Below are 21,342 nucleotides of genomic sequence, written 5' to 3' on the forward strand. Positions count from 1 at the left end.
GTCGGAGTGCTCGATCTGCATCGGCTAACGGCGGCCGTTGCGTGGTTGCCAGACCACCAGAGCGGTGCTCTTCTTCGGCACCGCGGCGTCGCGTCGCTGAGCGGCGCGCAACTCCTCGACCTCGCGGACCAGTTCACCCATCCGTGACTGCAGGGCCTCGACCTGGTTGGTCAGTTCAATGATCCGCTTGATGCCGGCGAGGTTGACGCCTTCGTCTTGGGACAGCCGCTGCACCTCGCGCAGCAGTTCCACGTCGCGTTGCGAATAGCGCCGCCCGCCACCGGAACTGCGTTGTGGGCTGACCAACCCGAGCCGGTCATAGGTGCGCAGCGTCTGGGCGTGCATACCGGCCAGCTCGGCGGCCACCGAGATCAGGAACGTCCTGGCCTCGTCGCCCCGCTTGCTCATTACGCACCTGCCCATCCGGCCCGCGGGTCGAATCCGCTCGCCCGCTCCGCCTTCGCGTAAGCCTCCAGCGCTTCGGCCGCCTCACCCTCGAGGTTGGGCGGTACCGCGACCTTCACGGTGACCAGCAGATCGCCGTGGCCGCCGGAGCGCTTGGGCACGCCACGCCCGCGCACCCGCAGGATGCGGCCGTCGGAGGTGCCCTTGGGCACCCGCACGCCCACCTTGCCGTCCAATGTCGGCACCGAAAGCGTCGTGCCGAGCGCCAATTCGTGGAAGCTCACCGGCACGGTGACGGTGAGGTCGTCACCGTCACGACCGAACACCTTGTCCGGGCGGACATGGACGGTCACGTAGAGGTCGCCCGAGGGCGCGCCGCGCAGACCGGCCTCGCCCTGGCCGGCCAGCCGGATGCGCTGTCCGTCCTCGACGCCGGGTGGGATCCGCACGTTGATGGTGCGGGTCCTGGTGGTGACCCCGGTGCCTTTGCACTCCCCGCAGGGGTGCTCGATGATCGAGCCGCTGCCCTTGCACTCGGTGCAGGGCTCGGAGAACCCGAACGCACCCTGGTTCTTGTTGATCACCCCGGCGCCGTTGCAGTTCGGGCACACCTTGGGGCTGGTGCCCGGCCGAGCACCGCTGCCGTGGCAGTTGGTACACGGGGCCGGACTGGTGAGCCGCAACGGCATCGCCACGCCCTTGGTCGCCTCGAGGAAGGAGAGCTCCGTCTCGGTCTCGAGGTCGTTGCCCCGCCGGGGCCGGCTCGGCCGGGGCTGCGCACCCCGGCCGAACAGGCCACCGAACAGATCACCGATGTTCGCGCCGCCGGTCTGACCGGCCGCGTCGAACAGATCGTTGAGGTTGAACTCGACGCCATCCGAGCCGTAGCCCGAACCGAAGCCGCCCGCGCCGCCGAAGCCGCCGCCGCCGCCGTTGAAGCGGCCGCGACCGAATCCCCCGCCGGCGAACAGCCGGCGGGTCTCGTCGTACTCCTTGCGTTTGGCGGGATCGGACAGCACATCCCTGGCCTCGCCGACCTCCTTGTACCGCTCGTCGGCGGCGGCGTCGCCCGGATTGCGGTCGGGATGGTTCTCCGCGAGCAGCTTGCGTGCCACCCGCTTGATCTCATCCTCGCTGGCGTCCGAGGAGACGCCGAGCACCTTGTAGAAGTCTTTCTCGACCCACTCTCGTTGAACCATGCCGCGTCACCTCCTCGTTGTCGCTAGTTGTTGTCTGATTCTGGGGCCTGTTGCGGCGCCGCGCCGGGGTTCTCGGCAGGGTCGGCCGATCCCGTTGCCGACGGGACGGCGTCGACGACACCGACCATCGCGTGCCGGACGACGGTCTCGCCGACCCGGTAGCCGCGTCGCATCACCGTGCCGACGACCGGATTGCTCCCGTCGCCTTCGTGCTGGACCGCCTCGTGCAGCGCGGGGTCGAAGGCATCGCCCTGCGCACCGAACGGGGTCAGACCGATCTGCTCGAGGGCACCGGCCAGCTTGTCGGCCACCGCGCGCAGCGGTCCGGACTCCAGATCGCCGTGACTGCGCGCCCGGTCGAGGTCGTCGAGCACCCCGAGCAGCTGGCCGACCACCGCCACCTTGGCCCGGTCGGCGATCAACTGCTGATCGCGCATCGTGCGCTTGCGGTAGTTGTCGTATTCGGCCTTGACGCGCTGCAGCATCCCCTTGAGTTCGGCCACCTCGTCGGTGTCCGACGGCACGGATGCATCCGGCGCCGCGGCGTCCGGCGCCGGCCCACTGGGGGCCGGGCCGCCGCTTCTCGCCGGGTCGCTTCGCTCCTGCCCGCCGGTCGAATCGCGGATCTCGCCCGTCTTCGGATCGATGCGCCGTTTGTCGGTGACGGTCACCGGCTCCTGCGGATCGTTCTGACTCACTTGCGCTCCTGGTCATCCTCGACAACCTCGGCGTCGACCACGTCGTCGTCACCCGACGTCGAGCCGCCCGCGTCGCCACCTCCGGCGGCCTGCTCGGCCTGGGTGGACTCGTAGATGGCCTGGCCGAGGGCCTGGCTCTCCTCGCCGAGCTTCTCCATCGCCGACTTGATCGCACCGATGTCGGTACCCGCCAGCGCGGTCTTGGCGTCCGCGACGGCCGAGTCGACCTTGCTCAGCGTCTCCTCGGGAACCTTCGATCCTCCCTCGGTCTCACGCTGTTCCTTGACGAACTTCTCCGTCTGGTAGACCAGCGTCTCGGCCTGGTTGCGGACGTCGGCCTCCTCGCGACGCTTGCGGTCCTCGTCGGCGTGCGCCTCGGCGTCCTTGATCATCCGGTCGATCTCCTCCTTGGACAGACCGGAGCCTTCCTGGATGCGGATCGTGTTCTCCTTGCCGGTGCCCTTGTCCTTGGCGGTGACGTGCACGATGCCGTTGGCGTCGATGTCGAAGGTCACCTCGATCTGGGGCACGCCGCGCGGAGCCGGCGGGATACCGGTCAGCTCGAAGCTGCCGAGCAGCTTGTTGTGCGAGGCGATCTCACGCTCACCCTGGAAGACCTGGATCTGCACCGACGGCTGGTTGTCGTCGGCGGTGGTGAAGGTCTCCGACCGCTTGGTCGGGATCGTGGTGTTGCGTTCGATGAGCTTGGTCATCACGCCGCCCTTGGTCTCGATACCCAGCGACAGCGGGGTGACGTCGAGCAGCAGGACGTCCTTGACCTCACCCTTGAGCACGCCGGCCTGCAGTGCGGCGCCGACGGCGACGACCTCGTCCGGGTTCACACCCTTGTTGGGCTCCTTGCCGCCGGTGAGTTCCTTGACCAGATCGGTCACCGCGGGCATGCGGGTGGAACCACCGACCAGGACGACGTGGTCGATGTCGGCGACCGAGATGCCGGCGTCCTTGATCACCGACTGGAACGGCTGCCGGGTGCGGTCGAGCAGATCCTGGGTGATGCGCTGGAACTCCGCGCGGGTGAGCTGCTCGTCGAGGAACAGCGGGTTCTTGTCGGCGTCGACGGTGATGTAGGGCAGGTTGATCGACGTGCTCTGGCTGGAGCTCAGTTCGATCTTGGCCTTCTCGGCCGCTTCCCGCAGCCGCTGCATCGCCATCTTGTCCTTGGTCAGGTCGATGCCGCTGGTGCCCTTGAACTTGTCGACCAGCCACGTCACGACGCGCTCGTCCCAGTCGTCGCCACCCAGGTGGTTGTCACCGCTGGTGGCGCGCACCTCGACGACGCCTTCGCCGATCTCGAGCAGCGAGACGTCGAAGGTGCCACCACCGAGGTCGAACACCAGGATGGTCTGTTCCTTCTCACCCTTGTCCAAGCCGTAGGCCAGGGCGGCCGCGGTCGGCTCGTTGACGATGCGCAGCACGTTGAGGCCGGCGATCTGGCCGGCTTCCTTGGTGGCCTGGCGCTGAGCGTCGTTGAAGTAGGCGGGCACGGTGATCACCGCGTCGGTGATGTCCTCACCGAGGTAGCTCTCGGCATCGCGCTTGAGCTTCTGCAGGGTGCGGGCGCTGATCTCCTGCGGCGTGTAGTTCTTGCCGTCGATCTCCACCGTCCAGTCCGTGCCCATGTGGCGCTTGACCGAGCGGATGGTGCGGTCGACGTTTGTCACCGCCTGGTTCTTGGCGGGCTGGCCGACCAGCACTTCGCCGTTGCGCGCGAACGCGACGACCGACGGGGTCGTGCGTGAGCCCTCGGAGTTGGCGACGACGACGGGGTCGCCACCCTCCAGCACCGCGACGACGGAGTTGGTGGTCCCGAGGTCGATTCCGACCGCACGAGCCATGGTGTGTCCTCCTTGTTGCTGTGTTGCCGCTATGAACGACTACGTTATGTGGGGTCTGAGCGGACCACACTCAAGACTGCTCCGCTCGCGGCGGGTCTGTCAAACCAGACTTGAGTATGTTGCGCTCAACTTGTCGATCGGATCAACGGCCCTTATCCCGGTTTTGTTCCCCGCGCCCGGATGAGACTGCAACCGGAGTTCTTCTCCCGTTAAATAACGGCAGTTACCGTCGTGCGCCGCCCCGCCCCGGGGAGCACCGGACAGGACCCCAGAAAGAGGCGTGATGGGCAAACGGTTGTTTCTCGTCCCAATCGTCAGCACACTGCTCGCGGCGTTCGGGACCTGCCCTGCCCATGCCGAACCCGTCGCGATGGCGTCGAAAACCTACGACAAACTCTCGCGCGACGGCTGGCAGCTCAACATCCGGCTCGACCGGGAAGTCGTCAACTCGATCCCGAACCTGGCCAACGCCACCAACTCCCGGGAAGGTTTCGTCACGGTGTCGGCGACAGCGACCGCGACCGGCGGCAGCAGCCCGATCACCGACAGCCTCTTCATCGTCGGCTACCAGCTCGGCTGTCAGTCCGACGTTTCCACCGGTCTGCAGATCGGGGGTACCGCGGGTGTCGCGCCCACCGCCTCCCTCGGATTCGGGGGCGGATCGCCGGTGAGTGGGAACGTCGGCGTGGTACCCGGCGTCGCCGGATTCGTCCAGACGGTGCTGCAGCCGGGCGTGATCGTCGACCTGCCGCTGTCGAACATGGCGCTCGGCGACTCCGGGCAGGCGATGCTCGACCTGGACAACATTCACATCAAGGCCGACGCCTGCGGAGGGGACGTGACCATCAGGTCCTACGGCTATCTGCGCATCTCCACCGACACCGCGCACACCCAGTTCGCCGTGTACGGCGACCCGATCAAGATCTGACCATGCCGAAGATCGGGTGCGCACTCATCCTCACGGCCGGCGGCCTCCTCACCCTGGCCCCGGCAGCGTCCGCCCAACTGGAGCAACCGGCGCCGCCGCCCTACATCCCCGGCGACGTGTCACCGGACGCCGGCAGCTTCAGCTTTCCCTACAACGTCATCCTCGTCGGCCCACCCGCGGCGTTCGACGCCCGCGGCGTCAACGCCGCCGCGACCGTCGACCCCGCCCAGTCGGCGTTCGGCCTGCCCGGCGACGCGCTGGGCAACAGCCCGCCGCCACCCAACCAGCTGACCGGCTCGAACGTGCTCTACGGCATCTCGGCCGGTGGCGTGGCGGCGCCGCCGCCGCCGGGCACGGTCAACATCGCGGCGGGCCACCCGGCCGACACCGGTCTCGAGGATCCGGCGGGCAGGCCGCCCACCAGCCCGTCCGGACCGGAGTCGCCCGCATCGACGGCTGCACCCGCCATCCCGCTTCCCGTCCTCGAAGCCCCCCGCGCGAACCGGTCCTCGGACTGACACCGCTCGCCGCGCGTCACGTCCGTCACATCTGACCCACGCGCCGTAGGGTTGTCGTGTGAGGGCACGGCTGATCATGGCGAGCGCGCTGGCGGCGGGCGCATTGCTTTCGGGCTGCCAGTCCGCGATCACCGGCACCCCGGTGACCAGCCCCGACTCCCCCACCGAACCGAACGTCCCCACCCCCCGCCCCACCCGCACCCCGACCGCCACGGCGAGCCCCAGCGCGCCGGCGACCCCCGCCCCGTCACCGTCTCCGGCGCCGCCCACCGCAGCCGAGGCGCTCGCCCCGCAGAACGGCTGGGTGTTCATCCAGACCAAATCCGGCAAGACCCGCTGCCAGCTCAGCACCGGCGAGGTCGGCTGCGAAGCCCCGTTCGCCAACGCGCCGGTCGTCGACGGCATCCCCGCAACGGGTGTACGCGTCACCTCGGACGGTGAACTGGAGTGGGTGGTCGGCAACCTCGGCGACATCCCCGCGGTCACCCTGGACTACCGCACCTACACCGCCGTCGGGTGGACCATCGACGCGAGCGAGGACGGCACCCGCTTCACCAACGACGGAACCGGCCACGGCATGGCCGTCTCGGTCGAGGGCGTCGAGGCGTTCTGACGTCTCGACCTTTCTGACGCTTCGGTCACACCTGTTTAACCTGCTGCGTTTCCCGGGCACATGAGCGTGGTGCCCCACCATGATCTGCTCGTCATCGGAACCGGATCAGGCAACGCGGTCGTCGACGACTCCTTCGACCATCTCGACGTCGCATTCGTCGAAGATCGCAAGGTGGGCGGCACGTGCGTGAACTTCGGCTGCATCCCGTCGAAGATGCTCGCTCACACCGCCGACGTCGCCGACACCGTCACCGATGCGGGCAGTTTCGGCGTCGACGCGCAACTGCGTGCGGTGCACTGGCGACAGGTCCGCGACCGGGTGTTCGACCGCACCGACTTGGTGTCCGAGGAGGGCCGCCGCAGCCGGGAGAAGGCCGACAACATCACCCTCTACCGGGGCCGCGCCGTGTTCACCGGCCCGTGCCGCGTACGCGTCGATCGTGACGCCGACACCGGCCTGGAGGTCACCGCCGACCGCATCGTGATCGCGACCGGCGGCCGGCCGGTCGTCCCACCGGCCGTCGCCGAATCCGGGCTGCCCTATGAGACGTCGGACACCGTGATGCGCATCGACGCCCCGCCGCGCCGGCTCGCGGTGCTGGGCGGTGGATACATCGCCGCCGAACTGGCCCACGTGTTCTCGGCCGCCGGCTCGCAGATCACCATCATCGACACCTCCGACCGGCTGCTGGGCGGGCCGCAGGACGATCAGATTCGCCAGGTGTACACCGATGCGGTGCGGGACCGTTACGACCTGCGGCTGGGAACCGAGATCGACCGGGTCGACGGCGAACCCGGCGCGCTGCGGCTGACACTCGACGACGGCACCACGGTGGCGGCGGACATGCTGCTGGTCGCGGCCGGCCGCACCTCCAACGCTGACCGGATGAATCTGGCCGCGGCCGGGGTGGACGTCCACGACGACGGTCGTATCGTCGTCGACGAATTCTGCCGGACCAGCGCCGACGGCGTCTTCGCACTCGGCGACGTCAGCACACCGATCCCCCTCAAACACGTCGCCAACCGCGAGGCCGCCGTCGTAGCGCACAACCTGCTCCACCCCGACCGGTTGCGCGCGGTGAGCCATGACCGCGTGCCCTGGGCGGTGTTCACCGATCCGCAGATCGCCGGCGTCGGCGTGACCGAACAGCAGGCCCGGGAGCGGTATCCGGACCACCTGATCGGCGTCCGGCAGTTCTGCGACGTCGCCTACGGATGGGCGATGGCGGCCGACACCGGCTTGTGCAAGGTGATCGTCGACGCGGCCAACCGCCGGATCCTCGGCGCGCACATCATCGGACCGCAGGCCGCCACCCTGCTCCAGCTCTTCGTCGTCGCCATGGAATTCGGCATTCGCGCCGACGATCTGGCGCACCTGCCCTACTGGGTACACCCGGCGTTGACCGAAGTGGTCGAGAACGCCCTGCTCGACGCGGAATCGGAGGCAGCATGAGTGACGATCGGCGACCCCCACCACAGGTGATCATCCTGTTCGGCGCGACCGGCGATCTGGCCGAACGTGAACTGTTTCCGGCGCTGTACCGGCTGGCCGCCGCCGAGCGGATGCCCGCCGATTACGCGCTGATCGGATCGGGACGCCACTCCCCGGGCACCGATGACGAGTTCCGCCGGACCGTCGGAGACGGACTGCGCGAGACCGTCAACGACATCGACGACGACGTGCTCTCAGACCTGTTGAGCCGCATCACTTTCCAGACATCGGACGCAGACGACGGCAGCGAACTCGCCGCCGCGGTGGGCGCGGCGCGGGAGCGACTCGGTGAACAGGCCCGCACGCTGATCTACCTGTCGGTACCGCCGACGGCCATGGAGTCGATGATCGGCATGCTCGGCCGGGAAAAGCTGACCGAGGATGCCCGCGTGGTGATCGAGAAACCCTTCGGTACCGACCTGCAGAGTTCGCGCGAACTGACCGAGGCGCTCGACGGCGTGGTGGGCGAGGACCAGATCTTTCGCATCGACCACTTCCTGGGCAAGGAGGCCGTGCAGAACATCCTGGCGCTGCGGTTCGCCGACGGCCTGATCGGCCCGGCCTGGGATCGGCGCCACGTCGAGTCCGTGCAGATCGACATCCCCGAAGAACTGGGCATGGAGGGCCGCGGCAGCTTCTACGAATCCACCGGCTGCTTCCGCGACATGATTTCCACGCATCTGTGCCAGGTACTCGGGATCATCGCGATGGAGCCGCCACACCGGCTCGACGCGGAGTCGATGCGGGCCCGCAAGGCCGAGGCCTTCGAGGCGCTGCGCCCGTTGGATCCCGACCGGGTGGTGTTCGGCCAGTACGTGGGTTACCGCGACGAGGAGGACGTCGACGACGATTCCACGGTCGAGACGCTCGTCGCGCTCGAGGCGTTCGTCGACACCGACCGCTGGCGTGGCGTCCCCTTCTATCTGCGCACCGGAAAGGCGATGGCCGCCACCCGCCACACCGTCACGCTGACGTTCCGCGGCCAGGACGGTCCGTTCGAGGGCGGTCGCAACCAGCTCATCCTCGAGCTGAGCGATTCGCCCGAGGTGGTCATCCAGCTGGCGGCCAAGAAGCCGGGGCCGGGCCACGACCTGACCGAACTGACGCTGGACGCCACCGTCGCCGGCACGCCGATGCAGGCCTACGAGCGGCTGCTCTTCGACGTCATGCACGGCGACCAGACCCTGTTCACCAGCGCCCACGAGGTCGACCGGCTGTGGCAGGTGTGCCAGCCGGTGCTCGACGCGCCCCCCGGTCCGCTGCCCTACGAGCAGGGCTCGTGGGGCCCCGACCGAGCCGTCGCGCTGCCCGGCCCGGGTGGCTGGCGGCTGGGATGACGCGGGACGGCACCGCCGCCCAGCTGGGTATCGCCGAGCACGGCCTGATCGGCGACCTGCGCACCTGCGCGCTGGTCGGTATCGACGGCTGCATCGACTGGTTCTGCGCGCCGCGCTTCGACAGCCCCAGCGTCTTCGGCGCGATCCTCGACCCGGACCGGGGCGGCAGCTGGCAGCTCCATCCGACCGGTGAGGTCACCAGGACCCAGCAGTTCTACTTGCCCGAGACAGCGGTCCTCATCACGCGGTTCCTCACCCCCGACGGTGTCGCCGAGGTCCACGACTTCATGCCCGTGGCCGCCGAGGCCGGCGAACGGCACCGCCAGCGCCTCGTGCGGCGCATCAGCGGAGTACGCGGGACCGTGCGGATGCGCACCCGCCTGGACGCGCGGCCCGACTACGGCCGCGAATACTGTCGGACCGAGCGCCGCGGTGCGGGGGTGCTGCTGACCGGCGACGGTGTGCGGATGGGGTTGACCGCGTCGACCGAACTGGACGTCGACGACAGCGTGGTCGGTGCCGAGGTGGAACTGTCCACGGGCGACTCGGTGCTGTTCGTGCTCGAGATGCTCGGCGATGACGACGATGTCGACGCCGACGCGATCGGTCGAACCGACGATTTGCTCGACGCGACGACGTCGTTCTGGCGGACCTGGCTGTCGCAGTCGACCTACACCGGCCGGTGGCGCGAGGTGGTGAACCGGTCGGCGATCACCCTGAAGCTCCTGACCCACGAACCCAGCGGTGCGATCATCGCCGCGCCGACCACCAGCCTGCCCGCACCGATCGGCGGCACCCGCAACTGGGACTACCGCTACGTCTGGATCCGTGACGCCGGCTTCAGCATCTATGCGCTCCTGCGCCTTGGATTCATGAGCGAGGCAAGGGATTTCATCCGCTGGCTGGCTGAGCGGCTGGGTCAACGGGACGGCGAGGACGACAACCGACTCGGCCCGCTGCGGGTGCTCTACGACATCGACGGAAAGCTGCCCGAGGAGACCGAACTCGACCACCTGAGCGGGCACCGAGAGTCCAGGCCGGTCCGGGTGGGCAACGCCGCAGCCGATCAGCTTCAGCTCGACATCTACGGGGAGATCATCGACTCGGTCTACCTGTTCAACAAGTACGGGCCCGGCATCAGCCATGACGCGTGGACCGACGTCACCGAGGTCGTGGACTGGGTGGTGGACAACTGGGATCGACCGGACGCGGGCATGTGGGAGGTGCGCGACGAAGCCAAGCCCTACACCACGTCCCGGTTGATGTGCTGGGTGGCGATCGAGCGCGCCATCCGCATCGCCCGCGCCCGTGGGCTGCCCGGCGACATCGTCGGCTGGTCCCGGGCCCGCGACGAGATCTACGAGCGCATCATGACCGAATCGTGGGATCCCGACCTCGGCGCGTTCACCCGCGTCGAAGGCGGTACCGGACTCGACGCCGGGGTGCTGCTCATGCCGATGGTCAAGTTCCTCTCGCCTGCCGATCCACGCTTCCTGTCCACGCTGGCGGCGGTGGAGCGTCAGTTGGTCACCGACAGCCTGGTGTTCCGCTACGAGCCGGGTGACGACGGTCTCGACGGTGCGGACGGGACCTTCTCCATCTGTTCGTTCTGGTACGTCGAGGCGCTGACCCGGGCGGGCCGGCTGCGCGACGCCCAACTGGCGCTGGAGAAGATGTTCACCTACGCCAACCACGTCGGCCTCTACGCCGAGCAGGTCAGCGCCACCGGCGATCAGGTCGGCAACTTCCCGCAGGCCTTCACCCACCTGGCGCTGATCAGCGCCGCCATCAACCTGGACCGTGCCCTGGACGGAGGATGACACCATGACTGCTGCGCAACGAGAACGCACCGCGCTGGTCGAATCATTGCGGGCGGTGGGCCCCGACGAACCGACCCTGTGTGAGGGGTGGCAGACCCGCGACCTGGCCGCACACCTCTACATCCGGGAACGCCGGCTCGACGCCACCGGGGGGATCCTGATCCCGGCGCTGTCGTCCTACACCGAGAAGGTGCAGGACAGGGTCGCCTCGACGATCGATTTCGACGAGCTGATCGAGAAGGTCGGGTCGGGGCCGCCGGTGTATTCGCCGTTCAAGCTCTTCGACGCGGTGGCCAATCTGGCCGAGATGTTCATCCACCACGAGGACGTGCGTCGCGCGCAGCCGGGCTGGGAGCCGCGTCCGCTGGACGACGCGACGGTCAAAGGGCTGAGCCGGACACTGTCGCTGATGCCGCGGCTCACGCTGGCCAAGGCACCTGCGCGCACGTCCCTGCGGACGCCGGACGGCAAGACGTGGGTGACCGCGGGGCGCGGCACACCGGTGACGGTGACCGGTCCGGTGCCCGAACTGCTGCTGTTCGCCGTGGGCCGCGACGCCCGCGTCGAATTCGACGGTGACGTCGCCGCGGTGCAGGCGCTGCGCGACGCGCCCAAAGGCCTGTAGAGGCGTAGGTTGGCCGCCGTGGATTTCCGTGTCTTCGTCGAACCCCAGCAGGGTGCCAGCTACGCCGATCAGCTCGCGGTCGCCCGCGCCGCCGAACAATTGGGCGCCTTTTCGGCGTTCTTTCGGTCCGACCACTATCTGGCGATGAGCGGCGACGGTCTGCCCGGGCCGACGGACTCCTGGGTGACGCTGGGCGGTATCGCCCGGGAGACCTCGACGATCCGGCTGGGCACCATGGTGACCTCGGCGACGTTCCGCCACCCCGGCCCGCTGGCGATCGCCGTCGCGCAGGTCGACCAGATGAGTGGCGGGCGCGTCGAACTGGGCCTGGGCGCCGGCTGGTTCGAGGCGGAACACCAGGCCTACGCCATCCCGTTCCCGCCGCTGGGCGAGCGCTTCGACCGGCTGACCGAACAGCTCGAGATCCTCACCGGCATGTGGCAGACCCCGGTCGGCGAAACCTTCGATTACACCGGCACGCACTACACCGTCGTCGATTCGCCCGCGCTGCCCAAACCGGCGCAGTCCTCGATGCCGATCGTCATCGGCGGTCAGGGCGCCAAGCGCACACCCGCGCTGGCGGCGAGGTTCGCCACCGAATTCAACATCCCGTTCGTTCCGCTCGACGCGCTGCAAACGCAGTTCGGGCGGGTCGCCACCGCACTGTCGGAGGCGGGCCGGGCGCCGGGGGATCTGACGTATTCGGCGGCGTTCGTGCTGTGCGCGGGAGCCGATGACGCCGAGGTGGCGCGGCGCGCGGAAGCGATCGGCCGCGAGGTCGACGAGCTGCGGGGGAACTCCCCGATGGTGGGGACCCCGGCCGAGATCGTCGACAAGCTCGAGGCGTTCCGGGAAGCCGGGGTGCAACGGGTGTACCTGCAGATGCTGGACATGTCCGACCTCGACCACCTCGCGCTGGTGGCTGCGGAGGTCGTCCCGCAGCTCCGCTGACCAGGCGAAGTGGGCGTGAGCGTGGATAGGATCGGTGCCCGTGGCACGCGACGACAACGAGCATGATCAGGATGCTCCGGCTCCGTGGCACAATTCCACGGCCAAAGTGCTGGCCGCCAGCGTCGCCGCCGTGGCCGCCATCGGGCTGATCGTGGGAGCGGTGGTCTTCGTCTCGGATCAGGCCGAGGAGCCGACGCAGGCCCCGTTGAACTTCGTCGATCCGAGCTTCTCGGGGACCTCGGCGCCGTCGACGGTGCCGTCGACGAGCGCCCCCGCCACCACCACCGGGGGCCGCCCGCTGAACCCGCAGACCACCGACATCGATCTGCCCCCGCCGTCGGAGACGCCGCCCCCGCCGTCGACTTCGCCGCCCTCGACCAGCCGCCGGCTCCCCTCGACGAAGGAGGACGAGCCCGAGGAGAGCTCGGAAGACGACGATTCGGGGCCGACCACGACCCGTCGGCCACGTTTCAACGAGACACGCACGCTCTACCCCGTGCCGTGAGCCCCGCGCGGCCTACTATCGGACTCCGTGGCGCGACCTCCTGAAGATCCGGGTTACCCGGACGACGAGCCGACCCAATACTCCAACGCGTACAGCAGCGAGCCGACGCAGTACTCGAACGCGTACAGCGAGTACAGCGACGGCGGCTACGACCAGCCCTACGGCCAGCCGCCGCAGGAGCCCCAGGAGCCGCAGCCGTGGTACCGCAAACCGGCGGCCCTGGTCGGTCTGGGCGCGCTGCTGGTGCTGTTGATCGCGATCATCGTCTGGCTGATCGTGCAGCTGAGTTCCGATGACGGGTCGTCGTCGCAGACCAGCACGTCGGCCACGACGACCACGTCGGAAACCGGTTCGTCCGCGCCGGTCGTCGCCCCCACCGAGACGGTGACCGAGTCGCCGTCGGAGACGACCTCCGCGCCGCAGACGACGACGGCGCCCGAGACGACGACCACCACGCCGACGACGACGACCACGACGCCGACCACCACGACCACCACGACCACGCCGACGACGACCACGACCGTCGAGACCAGCACCAGCACCAGCACGGTCACCATCACCGTCCCGACGATCGTTCCGCCGGATGGCGGAAACGGCGTCAGCCCTTAGCGCGACGGGTCAGACGGCGCTTCGGCGGTGGGTTCCGCCGTGGGCTCGGGCACGACCGTCGGTTCCACGGTCGGCTCGGGTGACGGTTCCGCGGTCGGCTCAGGCGTGGGCTCCGCGGTCGGCTCAGGCGTCGGTTCCACTGTCGGCTCAGGCGTCGGTTCCACTGTCGGCTCAGGCGTCGGTTCCACTGTCGGCTCAGGCGTGGGTGACGGTTGAGGCGCGGGCGACTGCGGGGGCAGCACGAAGGTCGGCATCGGTAACTGCGGCCAGGTGAACTGCGGCGCCACCGGGGCTGCGACAGCCGCGGGCGCCGGGGCTGCGGCAGGCGCGGGCGCCTGGGCTGCGACAGGCCCGGGCGCCGCGGCCGGGCGGGGAGCCGACTGCTGGGTGACCGCCCGCTGCTGCGGCGGCGCCGCGGCGTTCTGCCGCGACTGCGCGGGAGACTGCGCCGCCCGGGCAGGGGGCGGGGCGACGATGGTCTGCGCGACGGCCGCGGGCGCCGGCGCCGCCTCGGGCTCGACCGCACTCTCGATCGGCAGGTTGGCGACGCTCGCGCTCGAATCCGTCACGCGCGCATCGCTGTTCGAGGTGAGGATCACCCCGGCCACGGCCACCGCGGCGAGGCAGGCCGCCCCGGCGAACAGCGCGCCGGGCCGGCGGAACCACGCCGCCCGCACCGGTTGGACCTCGTCGCTGCGGTCGAACGACACCTCCGGTCGCGCACCGCCGGGTGCGTAGCGCGCCGCGTACTCGGTGACCGCGAGGTCCTCGGTCTCCTCGGCCGACCAGGCCAGCGCGGGCCGCGGCAGATCGGCCACCACGATGGTCGGCAGTTCCGGCGCCGCGGCCATCCGCGTCACCGTCTCGTGTTCGGCGCCGCGGCGGGCAATCAGCTCGGCCCCGATCGCGGTGATCACCGGCGCCCGGGGGCTCGTCGTCACCGGCATCCGCAGCGTCTCGGACAGCCGCTGCGTCACCAGCGGCATCCGCGCCCCGCCGCCGACCGTCGCCAGCGCCGCCAACTCGGCCGGTGCAATTCCATTGCGCTGCAACAGCTCCAGCATCGCTGCGAGCACGCCGTCGAGCGGCTCACGCAGCAGTGTCTCGAGTTCGGAGCGGGTCACCCGCACCGAACCGCCGGGGACCGCGACCGTCGTCGCCGTCGTTTCGGACAGCCGCTCCTTGGCGTCGCGACACTGATCGCGCAGACCGGCCAGCGACGCCACCGCCGACGTGCTCGCCGGGTCCATGTCCAGCCCACCCAGCACGTGCGTCAGCAGCACCCGGTCGGCGAGTTCACCGGAGAAGTCCTCGACACGCACCGTCTCGCCGATCGTCCGGAAGCCGGCGCCCGCGTCGACGAGCGTGAGGGAGGTGCCGGTCGCGCCGACGTCACATAGGGCGATCACCCCACGAGTCGGCAGTCCCGGCCGGGCCTGAAGGGCGGTCAGCGCCGCCACCGCCTCGGACACCACCGTGACGCCGGGCAGCTGGCCGCGCAGGGCGGCGACGGTCCCGACCGGCCAATGCGCGGGCACTGCCACCGCGACCGCATCGGGCCGGGCGTGTGGGCTGATCGACCGGGCCAACGTCTCGATCGCCACCGCGAGCAGCCGGTCGCCGAGGTGGCGTGACCCGTCGGCCGCCACGATCGGGACCGGATCGCCGACGCGTCCGACGAAACCGTCGAGTATCAGCCCCGCCTGATCGAGGCGCGGTAGGCCGACTTCGGGTCCACGCTGGGCAGAGAGGGTGAGTACGGGGCGCCGCACGATGGTGCGGGTGCCGCAGACCGCGACCAGATTGGCCGCTCCGACAGAAACGCCAAGACAACTGCGCATACCTCGTATGTCGTCGCGGCGATCCGTTTCGTTATGCGCTCAGCGCTCGAGGGTGAACGCCACCTCGTAGAGCCCCGGGTGCGCCGTGGCGAGCCCGGCATTGCGCTCGAGGAACCCTTCCGCGCGGAGCCGGTCGATCACCCGCCGAGCAGACTCGATGCTGTCACTCTGGGCGTAGTTGACCACGGCGGTTCCATCGAGGCTGCGGTGCAGGCTGGCTGACAGCCAGCCCGGCGTGTGACGCGAGAATTCCGCGGCCTCGATCAGCAGATCGATCAGCGCCTGCTGATTGTGTTCCGACACCTCGAAGACGTTGATCTGTGTGACGATCCCGGCGCCACTTCGGATGATGGGCATGAGTCTCCCTCAGGTCAGGGTGCGACTCATCGGGGAAACGACGCGGACACGCCAAGCCCCCGGTGGATCGCGCCACCGTTGCTTGTCGTGGGTCCGCCGAAGCGGTACGGAGCTTCCTCGGGGAAGGGAGCGGGCTCACCGTTGCCGCTCCTGGTCCTTCTCGACGGCGCCAGTCTAAAGCTTCAGCGCCCGCGGGCGGCGTATCCGGCAACCATCGCTTCGGCGCTGCGCACCGCGGCCCGGCAGGCCCGTGCGGTGAACGGGTCGTTGAGGGGATGCTCGGCCCGGCGGCGCCAGCGCTGCACGGCGGCGAATGCGGCGCGCGGACCGTCATAGGGCGCGTCGGGCTGCAGCCCCAGCCGGCTCGCGGCATCGGTGCCCGACCCGCCGATCAGTCGCCGCAGCGACGCCATCTCGTCGGAGTTCAGCGTCGTCGGGCGCGACCGCAGCTGGCTGAGCAGCCGCAACTCCTCGAAGGCATGGGTGTCGGCCAGCAGCGGGTCGATGTCGGCGACGATCTGCGGCGTTGCGTAGATCGGATTGAGCGCGACGATCTGCCGCAGCGACAGCAGCGCCGTATGCGCCTTGAGCAGGTCCGACCGCTGGGCGAACTGCTGGTCGATGACCTCACGCAACGCAACCAGACCGCTGCGTTCGAGCAGTTCGTCGGCCAGGGCCACCGAATCGCTCACCCCGGCGCGCAGCACGGCGATCGAGATGCGGATGCCGAACATCCCGAAGCGGTCCAGCAGCGCCGCCCGGGTGGCGGCGTCCACCGGCAGCGGGCTGTCCTCCCGGACGAAGCGGTCGACCGACAACATGGCCTTGGCCAGTTCGTCCGCATCGACACCGGCCAGTTTGTCCAGGGCCGCGTATTCGCTCTGCCGCAGCGTCCGCGCGGTGAGCGCCAGCAGCCCCGACACCGGGACCACGGCCTGGCAGATGCCGGTGCGGTCCATTTCCGCGGTGAACCGCTGGGCGACGTCGCGCGCCGACAGCATGGCGTCGATGCGCCCGGCGCCGATCTCGTCGGCCCGCGAGGCCACACCGATCACGCCGAGGGCACCGGACGCTCCGCCGACGAGTTCGCCGATCTGCTTGAGCAGGGCGATGTCGGCGGCGTTGAGCGTGCGCAGCAGGAACACCACGGCGTCGACGCGGGGTACCCCGTCGTCGGGCACCAGCAGTCGCAGCGTGCGTTGGGACACGTCGCGCGACAGCGAGGACGTCCCCGGGGTGTCGATGATCGTGGCGTCGATGAGTTCGGTGGCCGGCCATTCCACGTCCAGGTCGAGGACATCGCCGGGATCGAGCCGTGCGAAGTCGAAGGTCAGTGAGCGGTCGTGCGGATCACGGGCGATCGGGACGTTGGAGCGGCGGCCGCCGCGGTGGTTGGCCGTCACCTTCGGGGTCGGACCGTGCCGGAACCAGGTGACGATCCGGGTGGCCTCGGTGGCGTCGGTCGGCGCGATGTCCTCCCCCACCAACGCATTGACCAGCGTCGATTTACCGGCTTTGAGCGTGCCGGCCAACGCGATGCGGATCGGCTCGTTGAGCCGCCGGCCGATCCGCTCGAGTTCGTGGTGCACGTCGGGCCGCTCGCGGTAGGCCGGATCGGCCCGGTAGGCCGAGATGGTGCCGCCGAGTATCGCCCGTACGTGGTCGCTGGTGCTGATCCGTCGAGCTTAGTGACCGGGCGCCGTCAGCTTCTCGGCGTGCTCGATGACCTGGCGCAGTACGTTGCGCTGCCGCTCGAGTTCCTTGACCCTGGCGTTGCGCTCGTTCTCCTCGAGCTGGGCCGCCGCGATGGTCGCCTGCAGCGATTCGTTGAGCGAGCGGGTGGTCTGGTTGGCGATCTCGCGGTAGTGGTCACGCAGCTGACGCTGGATGCCCTTGAGCCGGTCGCGGGACTCCTTGCCGACCACGAACGCCACGTCGTCGACGAACCGGCGCACATTCGTCTTGGCCTCGTTACGCACCCGCAGCATCCGGTTCTCCATGTCCTCCTTGTAGGCCTTGCGGCCCAGCACCAGACCGGCGCCCAGGGACAGCGGGTTGAACATCCCCAGGCCGGCGAACGAGGTCAGCATGCCGAACATCAGGACACCGCCGTAGGATCCACGCATCCCGGTGACGATCTTGTGTCCGGTCTTGATCGGCTTGGCCTCCAGTTGCGCCAACGATTTGAAATCGCCGAATCCGGCGCCCATTTCGCGGGCGTCGATGGTCGGCATCCGCACCGCGTCCAAGCCTGCTTCGCGGAACGTGCGTGCCACCTCGGCGGCCAGCGCCTCGGCCCGCTGATAGGCCCAGACGAAGTTGTCACCGACGGCGGTGGCCACCGAATCTTCCAGCTCCGCGCCGATCTCGGCCCAGTGCAGCGTCGGATCGCAGGTGTCGACGACCCGTTCGGTGTGGAAGGTGATGTTGCGGAAGCGATGTCGCAGATCGTGATCCACGTCGGCGGTCAGATCGGAGATACCGTCGTTGAGCACCTGCTGCCACAGCGCGGTCTGCTGCAGCGCATCCTGGGCGTCCTGTTTGCGCCGTTCCAGATCGGCGGTGAGGTTCTGCCGGGCCGCCGGGTCGTTGAGCGCCGCCAGCTCGGCGTCCACGGCGAGTGCGAGATGTTCAGCGGCGGCGTGGATTTCGCCGACCACCTGATCGCGCACCCGGTCGTTCTCACGGCTGAGCACCCGCTCGGAGAGGAACGTCACGATCGCCGGGAAGTTCGACTCCTCGTTGAGTTCCTTGTCGTTGAGCTGGATGGCGTGGCTGCGCAGCTGCGCCGACGCGGGGACCAGCGGCGTGCTGATGCCCGCGCGGCGCAGGTGGGCGGTGTTGGCATCGACGACCTGCCGCCAGTGCGGGTAGAGGTCGGTCTTGGTGGCCACGATCAGGGCCAGCGGACAGATCTCGAGCGCCTGCCGGATGAAGGTCATCTCCGGTTCGGTGAACTCGCTGCTGGTATCGCTGATCATCAGCATCGCGTCGGCGTCGGGCAGCAGCCCGAGGGTGGCCGACAGATGCGGCTGCCCGTGGCCGCCCACGCCGGGGGTGTCGACGAACGCCAGACCGCCCTTGAGCAGCGGGCTGGGTGCGGTCACCTCCACCCGCAGCACCTCGCGGCCGCCGGCCTGCGGGGCGCGGCGCAGGTCGTCGCGCAGGTCGGCGACCGGGATCTCGACGAGTTCGGGTTCGCCGCCGTCGGGCCGGGCCACCACCAGCCGCGCCGAGGCTTGCTCGCCGTAGGACACCACGGTTGCCACCACCGTGGACTCGTCGTCGCCGACCCGTGCCACCGGCATGTTGAGCAGCGAATTGAGCAATTGGCTCTTGCCCTGTTTGAGCTGTCCGGCGATCACCACACGGATCTGCGGATCGCTGATGCGTTCCTTGGCCCGGGCCAGCCGCGCCACCAGGTCTGCGCGCTCCTTGGTGGCGGCGATCGCGGAGGTGTGGTCGATCAGCTCGACGATGACCTTGACCTTGCGCGGGTCGCTGGTTTGCGTCATGGTGCCCTTCACTGTGGTGGAACCCTCACGGTAGGCGCGCACCGGCGGGAACCGTTGTGGTCCCCGCCGGTGGCGTCATCTGATCCGGGTCAGAACGGCAGCAGCGCTGCGCTGTTGTCCGATGCGACGTCGGTGCTCACCCCGGTGTCGTTGTGGGAGAACATGTTCGTGTCGTTGCCGGACCCGAGTGCGGTGTCGTTGCCCGACCCGATGTTCGACTCGTAGTTCGAGGAGTGGTCCTCGACGGCGTTCTCGGTCGAGGTCGAGCTGTCGACCTCCACCGCGGTGTTCACCGAGTTGTCCTCGCGATTGTCCGAGCCGTAGTTCCCGTCGATCTGGGTGCCGGTGTTGACGTCGTTGTCGGTGATGATGATGCCGCCACCGCTGCCGCCGGAGCCACCGACCGCGTTGCCGCCACCGATGCCGATCAGGCTGCCGCCGCCGTCGGCGCCGCCGCCGTGGCCGCCGCTGGTGTCGACGTCGTTGAGGACGGGCGCGTCGTTGTCGGTGATGAGATCGCCACCGGCGGTCTTCGAGTTGTCCTCGACCTCGTTGTCCTTGCCGACCACGACGTTGGATCCCGAACCGGCCAGGATGTCGCCATTGTTCATGGTGTTGCCGTCGCCGAGGACCGCGCCGTCGCCGCTGACGATGTCGCCGTCGGCGTCGCCGCCGACCACCACACCACCGTTGGTGGCGGTCTGGGTGGTCTTGTCGCCCAGGGTGATGTCGCCGAAGCCCAGGTTGAACGCGCCGTTCTGGGCGTTGGCGCCGGCATCCTGGACCGGGCTGGCGACCGGGACGTTGTTGCCGCTGAGCAGATCGGTGTCGGTCTCGGGGGCGAAGGTCGGGGCCCACGAGGTCTGCGGCGAGAACGGCGAGGCGAAGTTCGACGCCAGCTGGTGGTGGTCGGCCACCGCGCGCTGCAACCCGTAGATCGGATCGCCGCCGCCGAGGGCGTAACCCGCCGGCGCGGCCGTCGCGGCCACCGAAGCCAGTTGAGCCGCCGTCACGTTCGGCAGACCGGCGTCGCGCAGCGCGCCGTCGGGATCCATCAGGAACGATGCCGCGACGCCCGGGTTGCGGAACAGGTCGAGGATGAAGTCGATGATGTTCATGGAACGTCCTTTCGCTTGCTTCACCGGGCCTCCCGGCGATCTGGAGACCACGTTATGGAGTTCGGCAGAGGCCGCCAACGGGGTCGCCGCCCAACCCTCACGGCTCACCCCTAGGGGTTTGGCGCCGATGACCTTAGGGGATTAGGGGCATCGCGGGGGCTGGCCAGGGGCGCTGCTTTCGCCGCAGGTCAACGCACCTAAAAGCCCGCGCCGATCCGAAGATCGTGCGCGGGCTGGGGGTCGCGGTCGGGTCAGTCGAAGAGATCGAAGGAGTCCGGGTGGTCGACCGGGTGCTCGTCGGGCACCGGGTGCTCCCAGCCGCCGGCGAACTGCCCGTCCGTCACGCTCGGATCCTCCAGGACAGGGGCGTCGACATGCGGTGATGGCAGCTCGTCGACCCACGCAGTGGCCGGGGACGCGTCGGCGGACACCGTCGGGCGCTCGACCGGATCGCTGATGACCGGCGCGCCCTCGAACACGACCGGATTCCCGGCGGGAACAACGGCGTGGTCATCGAATGCACCGAACGCGTCGAACGCCGCAGTCGCCGCCCCGCTGGCCCAGACGTTGCTCGCAGGTTCGGCGCCCACGCCATCGAGCCCGGCCGACGGGTTCGCCATGGACAGCGACTCGGTTACCACCGGGATGAGGTTGTTGACGTCGACGCTGCTCACATCGGTCAGGTGGGCATCGGCGATCGCTTGTGCGGGATCGGCCGCGTAGCGGGCGGCGGCATCGGGGTCCCGCACCAGCGATATCACGAAGTCGAGCAGCGAGTTAGCCATCACATACCTTCACTAGCCGGACCGAGGCCGGATCGAGCCCAGACGATTTGCGTTTCCGATGCTATCGACGCCGGCGGCGTACCGGATCGGTGCGCAGACCCCACCGCCACCGTCACCGTTAGGGGACGCCGCATTAGGGGATCGACGACACTAGGGGGAAATTCGCGGACT

At 69.2% G+C, this 21,342-nt stretch carries 20 protein-coding genes; 10 read left to right on the forward strand and 10 right to left on the reverse strand.

Translation table 11 applies throughout. The features are described from left to right. Positions 1 to 24 precede the first annotated feature (24 nt). The 4 genes from ACN27E_RS15275 to dnaK are packed head-to-tail and all read right to left on the reverse strand — an operon-like array spanning position 25 to position 4,158. A complete protein-coding gene (locus ACN27E_RS15275) occupies positions 25 to 408 on the reverse strand; it encodes a heat shock protein transcriptional repressor HspR (RefSeq protein WP_422742686.1) in 384 nt (127 codons plus the stop codon). After that, positions 408 to 1,604 carry a molecular chaperone DnaJ gene (gene dnaJ / locus ACN27E_RS15280; RefSeq protein ID WP_422742688.1) on the reverse strand — a complete coding sequence of 399 codons (1,197 nt, stop codon included), beginning with the start codon at positions 1,602 to 1,604 and terminating at the stop codon, positions 408 to 410. The genes ACN27E_RS15275 and dnaJ overlap by 1 nt, the downstream gene beginning before the upstream one ends. A 23-nt stretch (positions 1,605 to 1,627) precedes the next feature. Continuing rightward, positions 1,628 to 2,302, reverse strand: a complete 675-nt coding sequence (grpE, locus tag ACN27E_RS15285) for a nucleotide exchange factor GrpE (RefSeq protein WP_422742690.1) — start codon at positions 2,300 to 2,302, stop codon at positions 1,628 to 1,630. Then, positions 2,299 to 4,158, reverse strand: coding sequence for a molecular chaperone DnaK (gene dnaK, locus ACN27E_RS15290; RefSeq protein WP_422742692.1), 1,860 nt, complete (start codon positions 4,156 to 4,158; stop codon positions 2,299 to 2,301). The genes grpE and dnaK overlap by 4 nt, the downstream gene beginning before the upstream one ends. 283 nt (positions 4,159 to 4,441) lie before the next feature. On the opposite strand from dnaK, the gene ACN27E_RS15295 reads away from it, so the two are divergent. From ACN27E_RS15295 to ACN27E_RS15340, 10 genes are all read left to right on the forward strand, one after another. Further along, the gene (locus tag ACN27E_RS15295) at positions 4,442 to 5,086 is read left to right on the forward strand and encodes an MspA family porin (protein ID WP_422742694.1); all 645 of its coding nucleotides are present in this window, start codon (positions 4,442 to 4,444) and stop codon (positions 5,084 to 5,086) included. 2 nt (positions 5,087 to 5,088) lie between these two features. Further along, a complete protein-coding gene (locus ACN27E_RS15300) occupies positions 5,089 to 5,604 on the forward strand; it encodes a hypothetical protein (RefSeq protein ID WP_422742696.1) in 516 nt (171 codons plus the stop codon). Between the two features lie 58 nt (positions 5,605 to 5,662). After that, positions 5,663 to 6,217: a hypothetical protein gene (locus ACN27E_RS15305; protein WP_422742698.1), complete on the forward strand. Its 555-nt coding sequence runs from the start codon at positions 5,663 to 5,665 to the stop codon at positions 6,215 to 6,217. A gap of 69 nt (positions 6,218 to 6,286) precedes the next feature. Continuing rightward, positions 6,287 to 7,669, forward strand: coding sequence for a mycothione reductase (locus tag ACN27E_RS15310; protein ID WP_422749891.1), 1,383 nt, complete (start codon positions 6,287 to 6,289; stop codon positions 7,667 to 7,669). Further along, positions 7,666 to 9,045 carry a glucose-6-phosphate dehydrogenase gene (zwf, locus tag ACN27E_RS15315; RefSeq protein ID WP_422742700.1) on the forward strand — a complete coding sequence of 460 codons (1,380 nt, stop codon included), beginning with the start codon at positions 7,666 to 7,668 and terminating at the stop codon, positions 9,043 to 9,045. Before ACN27E_RS15310 ends, zwf begins: the two co-directional genes overlap by 4 nt. Further along, positions 9,042 to 10,865 (forward strand): glycoside hydrolase family 15 protein, encoded by a 1,824-nt coding sequence (locus tag ACN27E_RS15320; protein WP_422742702.1) that lies wholly within the window; start codon positions 9,042 to 9,044, stop codon positions 10,863 to 10,865. The genes zwf and ACN27E_RS15320 overlap by 4 nt, the downstream gene beginning before the upstream one ends. A gap of 4 nt (positions 10,866 to 10,869) precedes the next feature. Beyond that, positions 10,870 to 11,490 carry a TIGR03085 family metal-binding protein gene (locus tag ACN27E_RS15325; protein ID WP_422742704.1) on the forward strand — a complete coding sequence of 207 codons (621 nt, stop codon included), beginning with the start codon at positions 10,870 to 10,872 and terminating at the stop codon, positions 11,488 to 11,490. Between the two features lie 9 nt (positions 11,491 to 11,499). After that, positions 11,500 to 12,441 carry an LLM class F420-dependent oxidoreductase gene (locus ACN27E_RS15330; protein ID WP_422742706.1) on the forward strand — a complete coding sequence of 314 codons (942 nt, stop codon included), beginning with the start codon at positions 11,500 to 11,502 and terminating at the stop codon, positions 12,439 to 12,441. A gap of 40 nt (positions 12,442 to 12,481) precedes the next feature. Then, positions 12,482 to 12,946 carry a hypothetical protein gene (locus ACN27E_RS15335; RefSeq protein WP_422742708.1) on the forward strand — a complete coding sequence of 155 codons (465 nt, stop codon included), beginning with the start codon at positions 12,482 to 12,484 and terminating at the stop codon, positions 12,944 to 12,946. Positions 12,947 to 12,973: 27 nt separating this feature from the next. Then, positions 12,974 to 13,555: a hypothetical protein gene (locus ACN27E_RS15340; RefSeq protein ID WP_422742710.1), complete on the forward strand. Its 582-nt coding sequence runs from the start codon at positions 12,974 to 12,976 to the stop codon at positions 13,553 to 13,555. On the opposite strand, the gene ACN27E_RS15345 is transcribed toward ACN27E_RS15340, so the two are convergent. The 6 genes from ACN27E_RS15345 to ACN27E_RS15370 all read right to left on the reverse strand — a co-directional run bounded on the left by ACN27E_RS15345 (position 13,552) and on the right by ACN27E_RS15370 (position 21,171). Then, positions 13,552 to 15,396 carry an Hsp70 family protein gene (locus tag ACN27E_RS15345; RefSeq protein WP_422742712.1) on the reverse strand — a complete coding sequence of 615 codons (1,845 nt, stop codon included), beginning with the start codon at positions 15,394 to 15,396 and terminating at the stop codon, positions 13,552 to 13,554. The two genes, ACN27E_RS15340 and ACN27E_RS15345, sit on opposite strands and share 4 nt — an antisense overlap. Before the next feature lie 39 nt (positions 15,397 to 15,435). Continuing rightward, the gene (locus ACN27E_RS15350; protein WP_422742714.1) at positions 15,436 to 15,753 is read right to left on the reverse strand and encodes an antibiotic biosynthesis monooxygenase; all 318 of its coding nucleotides are present in this window, start codon (positions 15,751 to 15,753) and stop codon (positions 15,436 to 15,438) included. 182 nt (positions 15,754 to 15,935) lie between these two features. Then, positions 15,936 to 17,429: a dynamin family protein gene (locus ACN27E_RS15355; RefSeq protein ID WP_422749893.1), complete on the reverse strand. Its 1,494-nt coding sequence runs from the start codon at positions 17,427 to 17,429 to the stop codon at positions 15,936 to 15,938. Positions 17,430 to 17,438: 9 nt separating this feature from the next. Beyond that, the gene (gene iniA, locus ACN27E_RS15360; RefSeq protein WP_422742716.1) at positions 17,439 to 19,268 is read right to left on the reverse strand and encodes an isoniazid-induced dynamin-like GTPase IniA; all 1,830 of its coding nucleotides are present in this window, start codon (positions 19,266 to 19,268) and stop codon (positions 17,439 to 17,441) included. A gap of 89 nt (positions 19,269 to 19,357) precedes the next feature. After that, on the reverse strand, positions 19,358 to 20,386 hold the full coding sequence (locus tag ACN27E_RS15365) for an IniB N-terminal domain-containing protein (RefSeq protein ID WP_422742718.1): 1,029 nt from the start codon (positions 20,384 to 20,386) through the stop codon (positions 19,358 to 19,360). 251 nt (positions 20,387 to 20,637) lie between these two features. Then, on the reverse strand, positions 20,638 to 21,171 hold the full coding sequence (locus ACN27E_RS15370) for an Rv0340 family IniB-related protein (RefSeq protein ID WP_422742720.1): 534 nt from the start codon (positions 21,169 to 21,171) through the stop codon (positions 20,638 to 20,640). Between the last annotated feature and the right edge of the window lie 171 nt (positions 21,172 to 21,342).

The organism is Mycobacterium sp. WMMD1722 (genome assembly GCF_049315205.1).
Lineage (GTDB): Bacteria > Actinomycetota > Actinomycetes > Mycobacteriales > Mycobacteriaceae > Mycobacterium.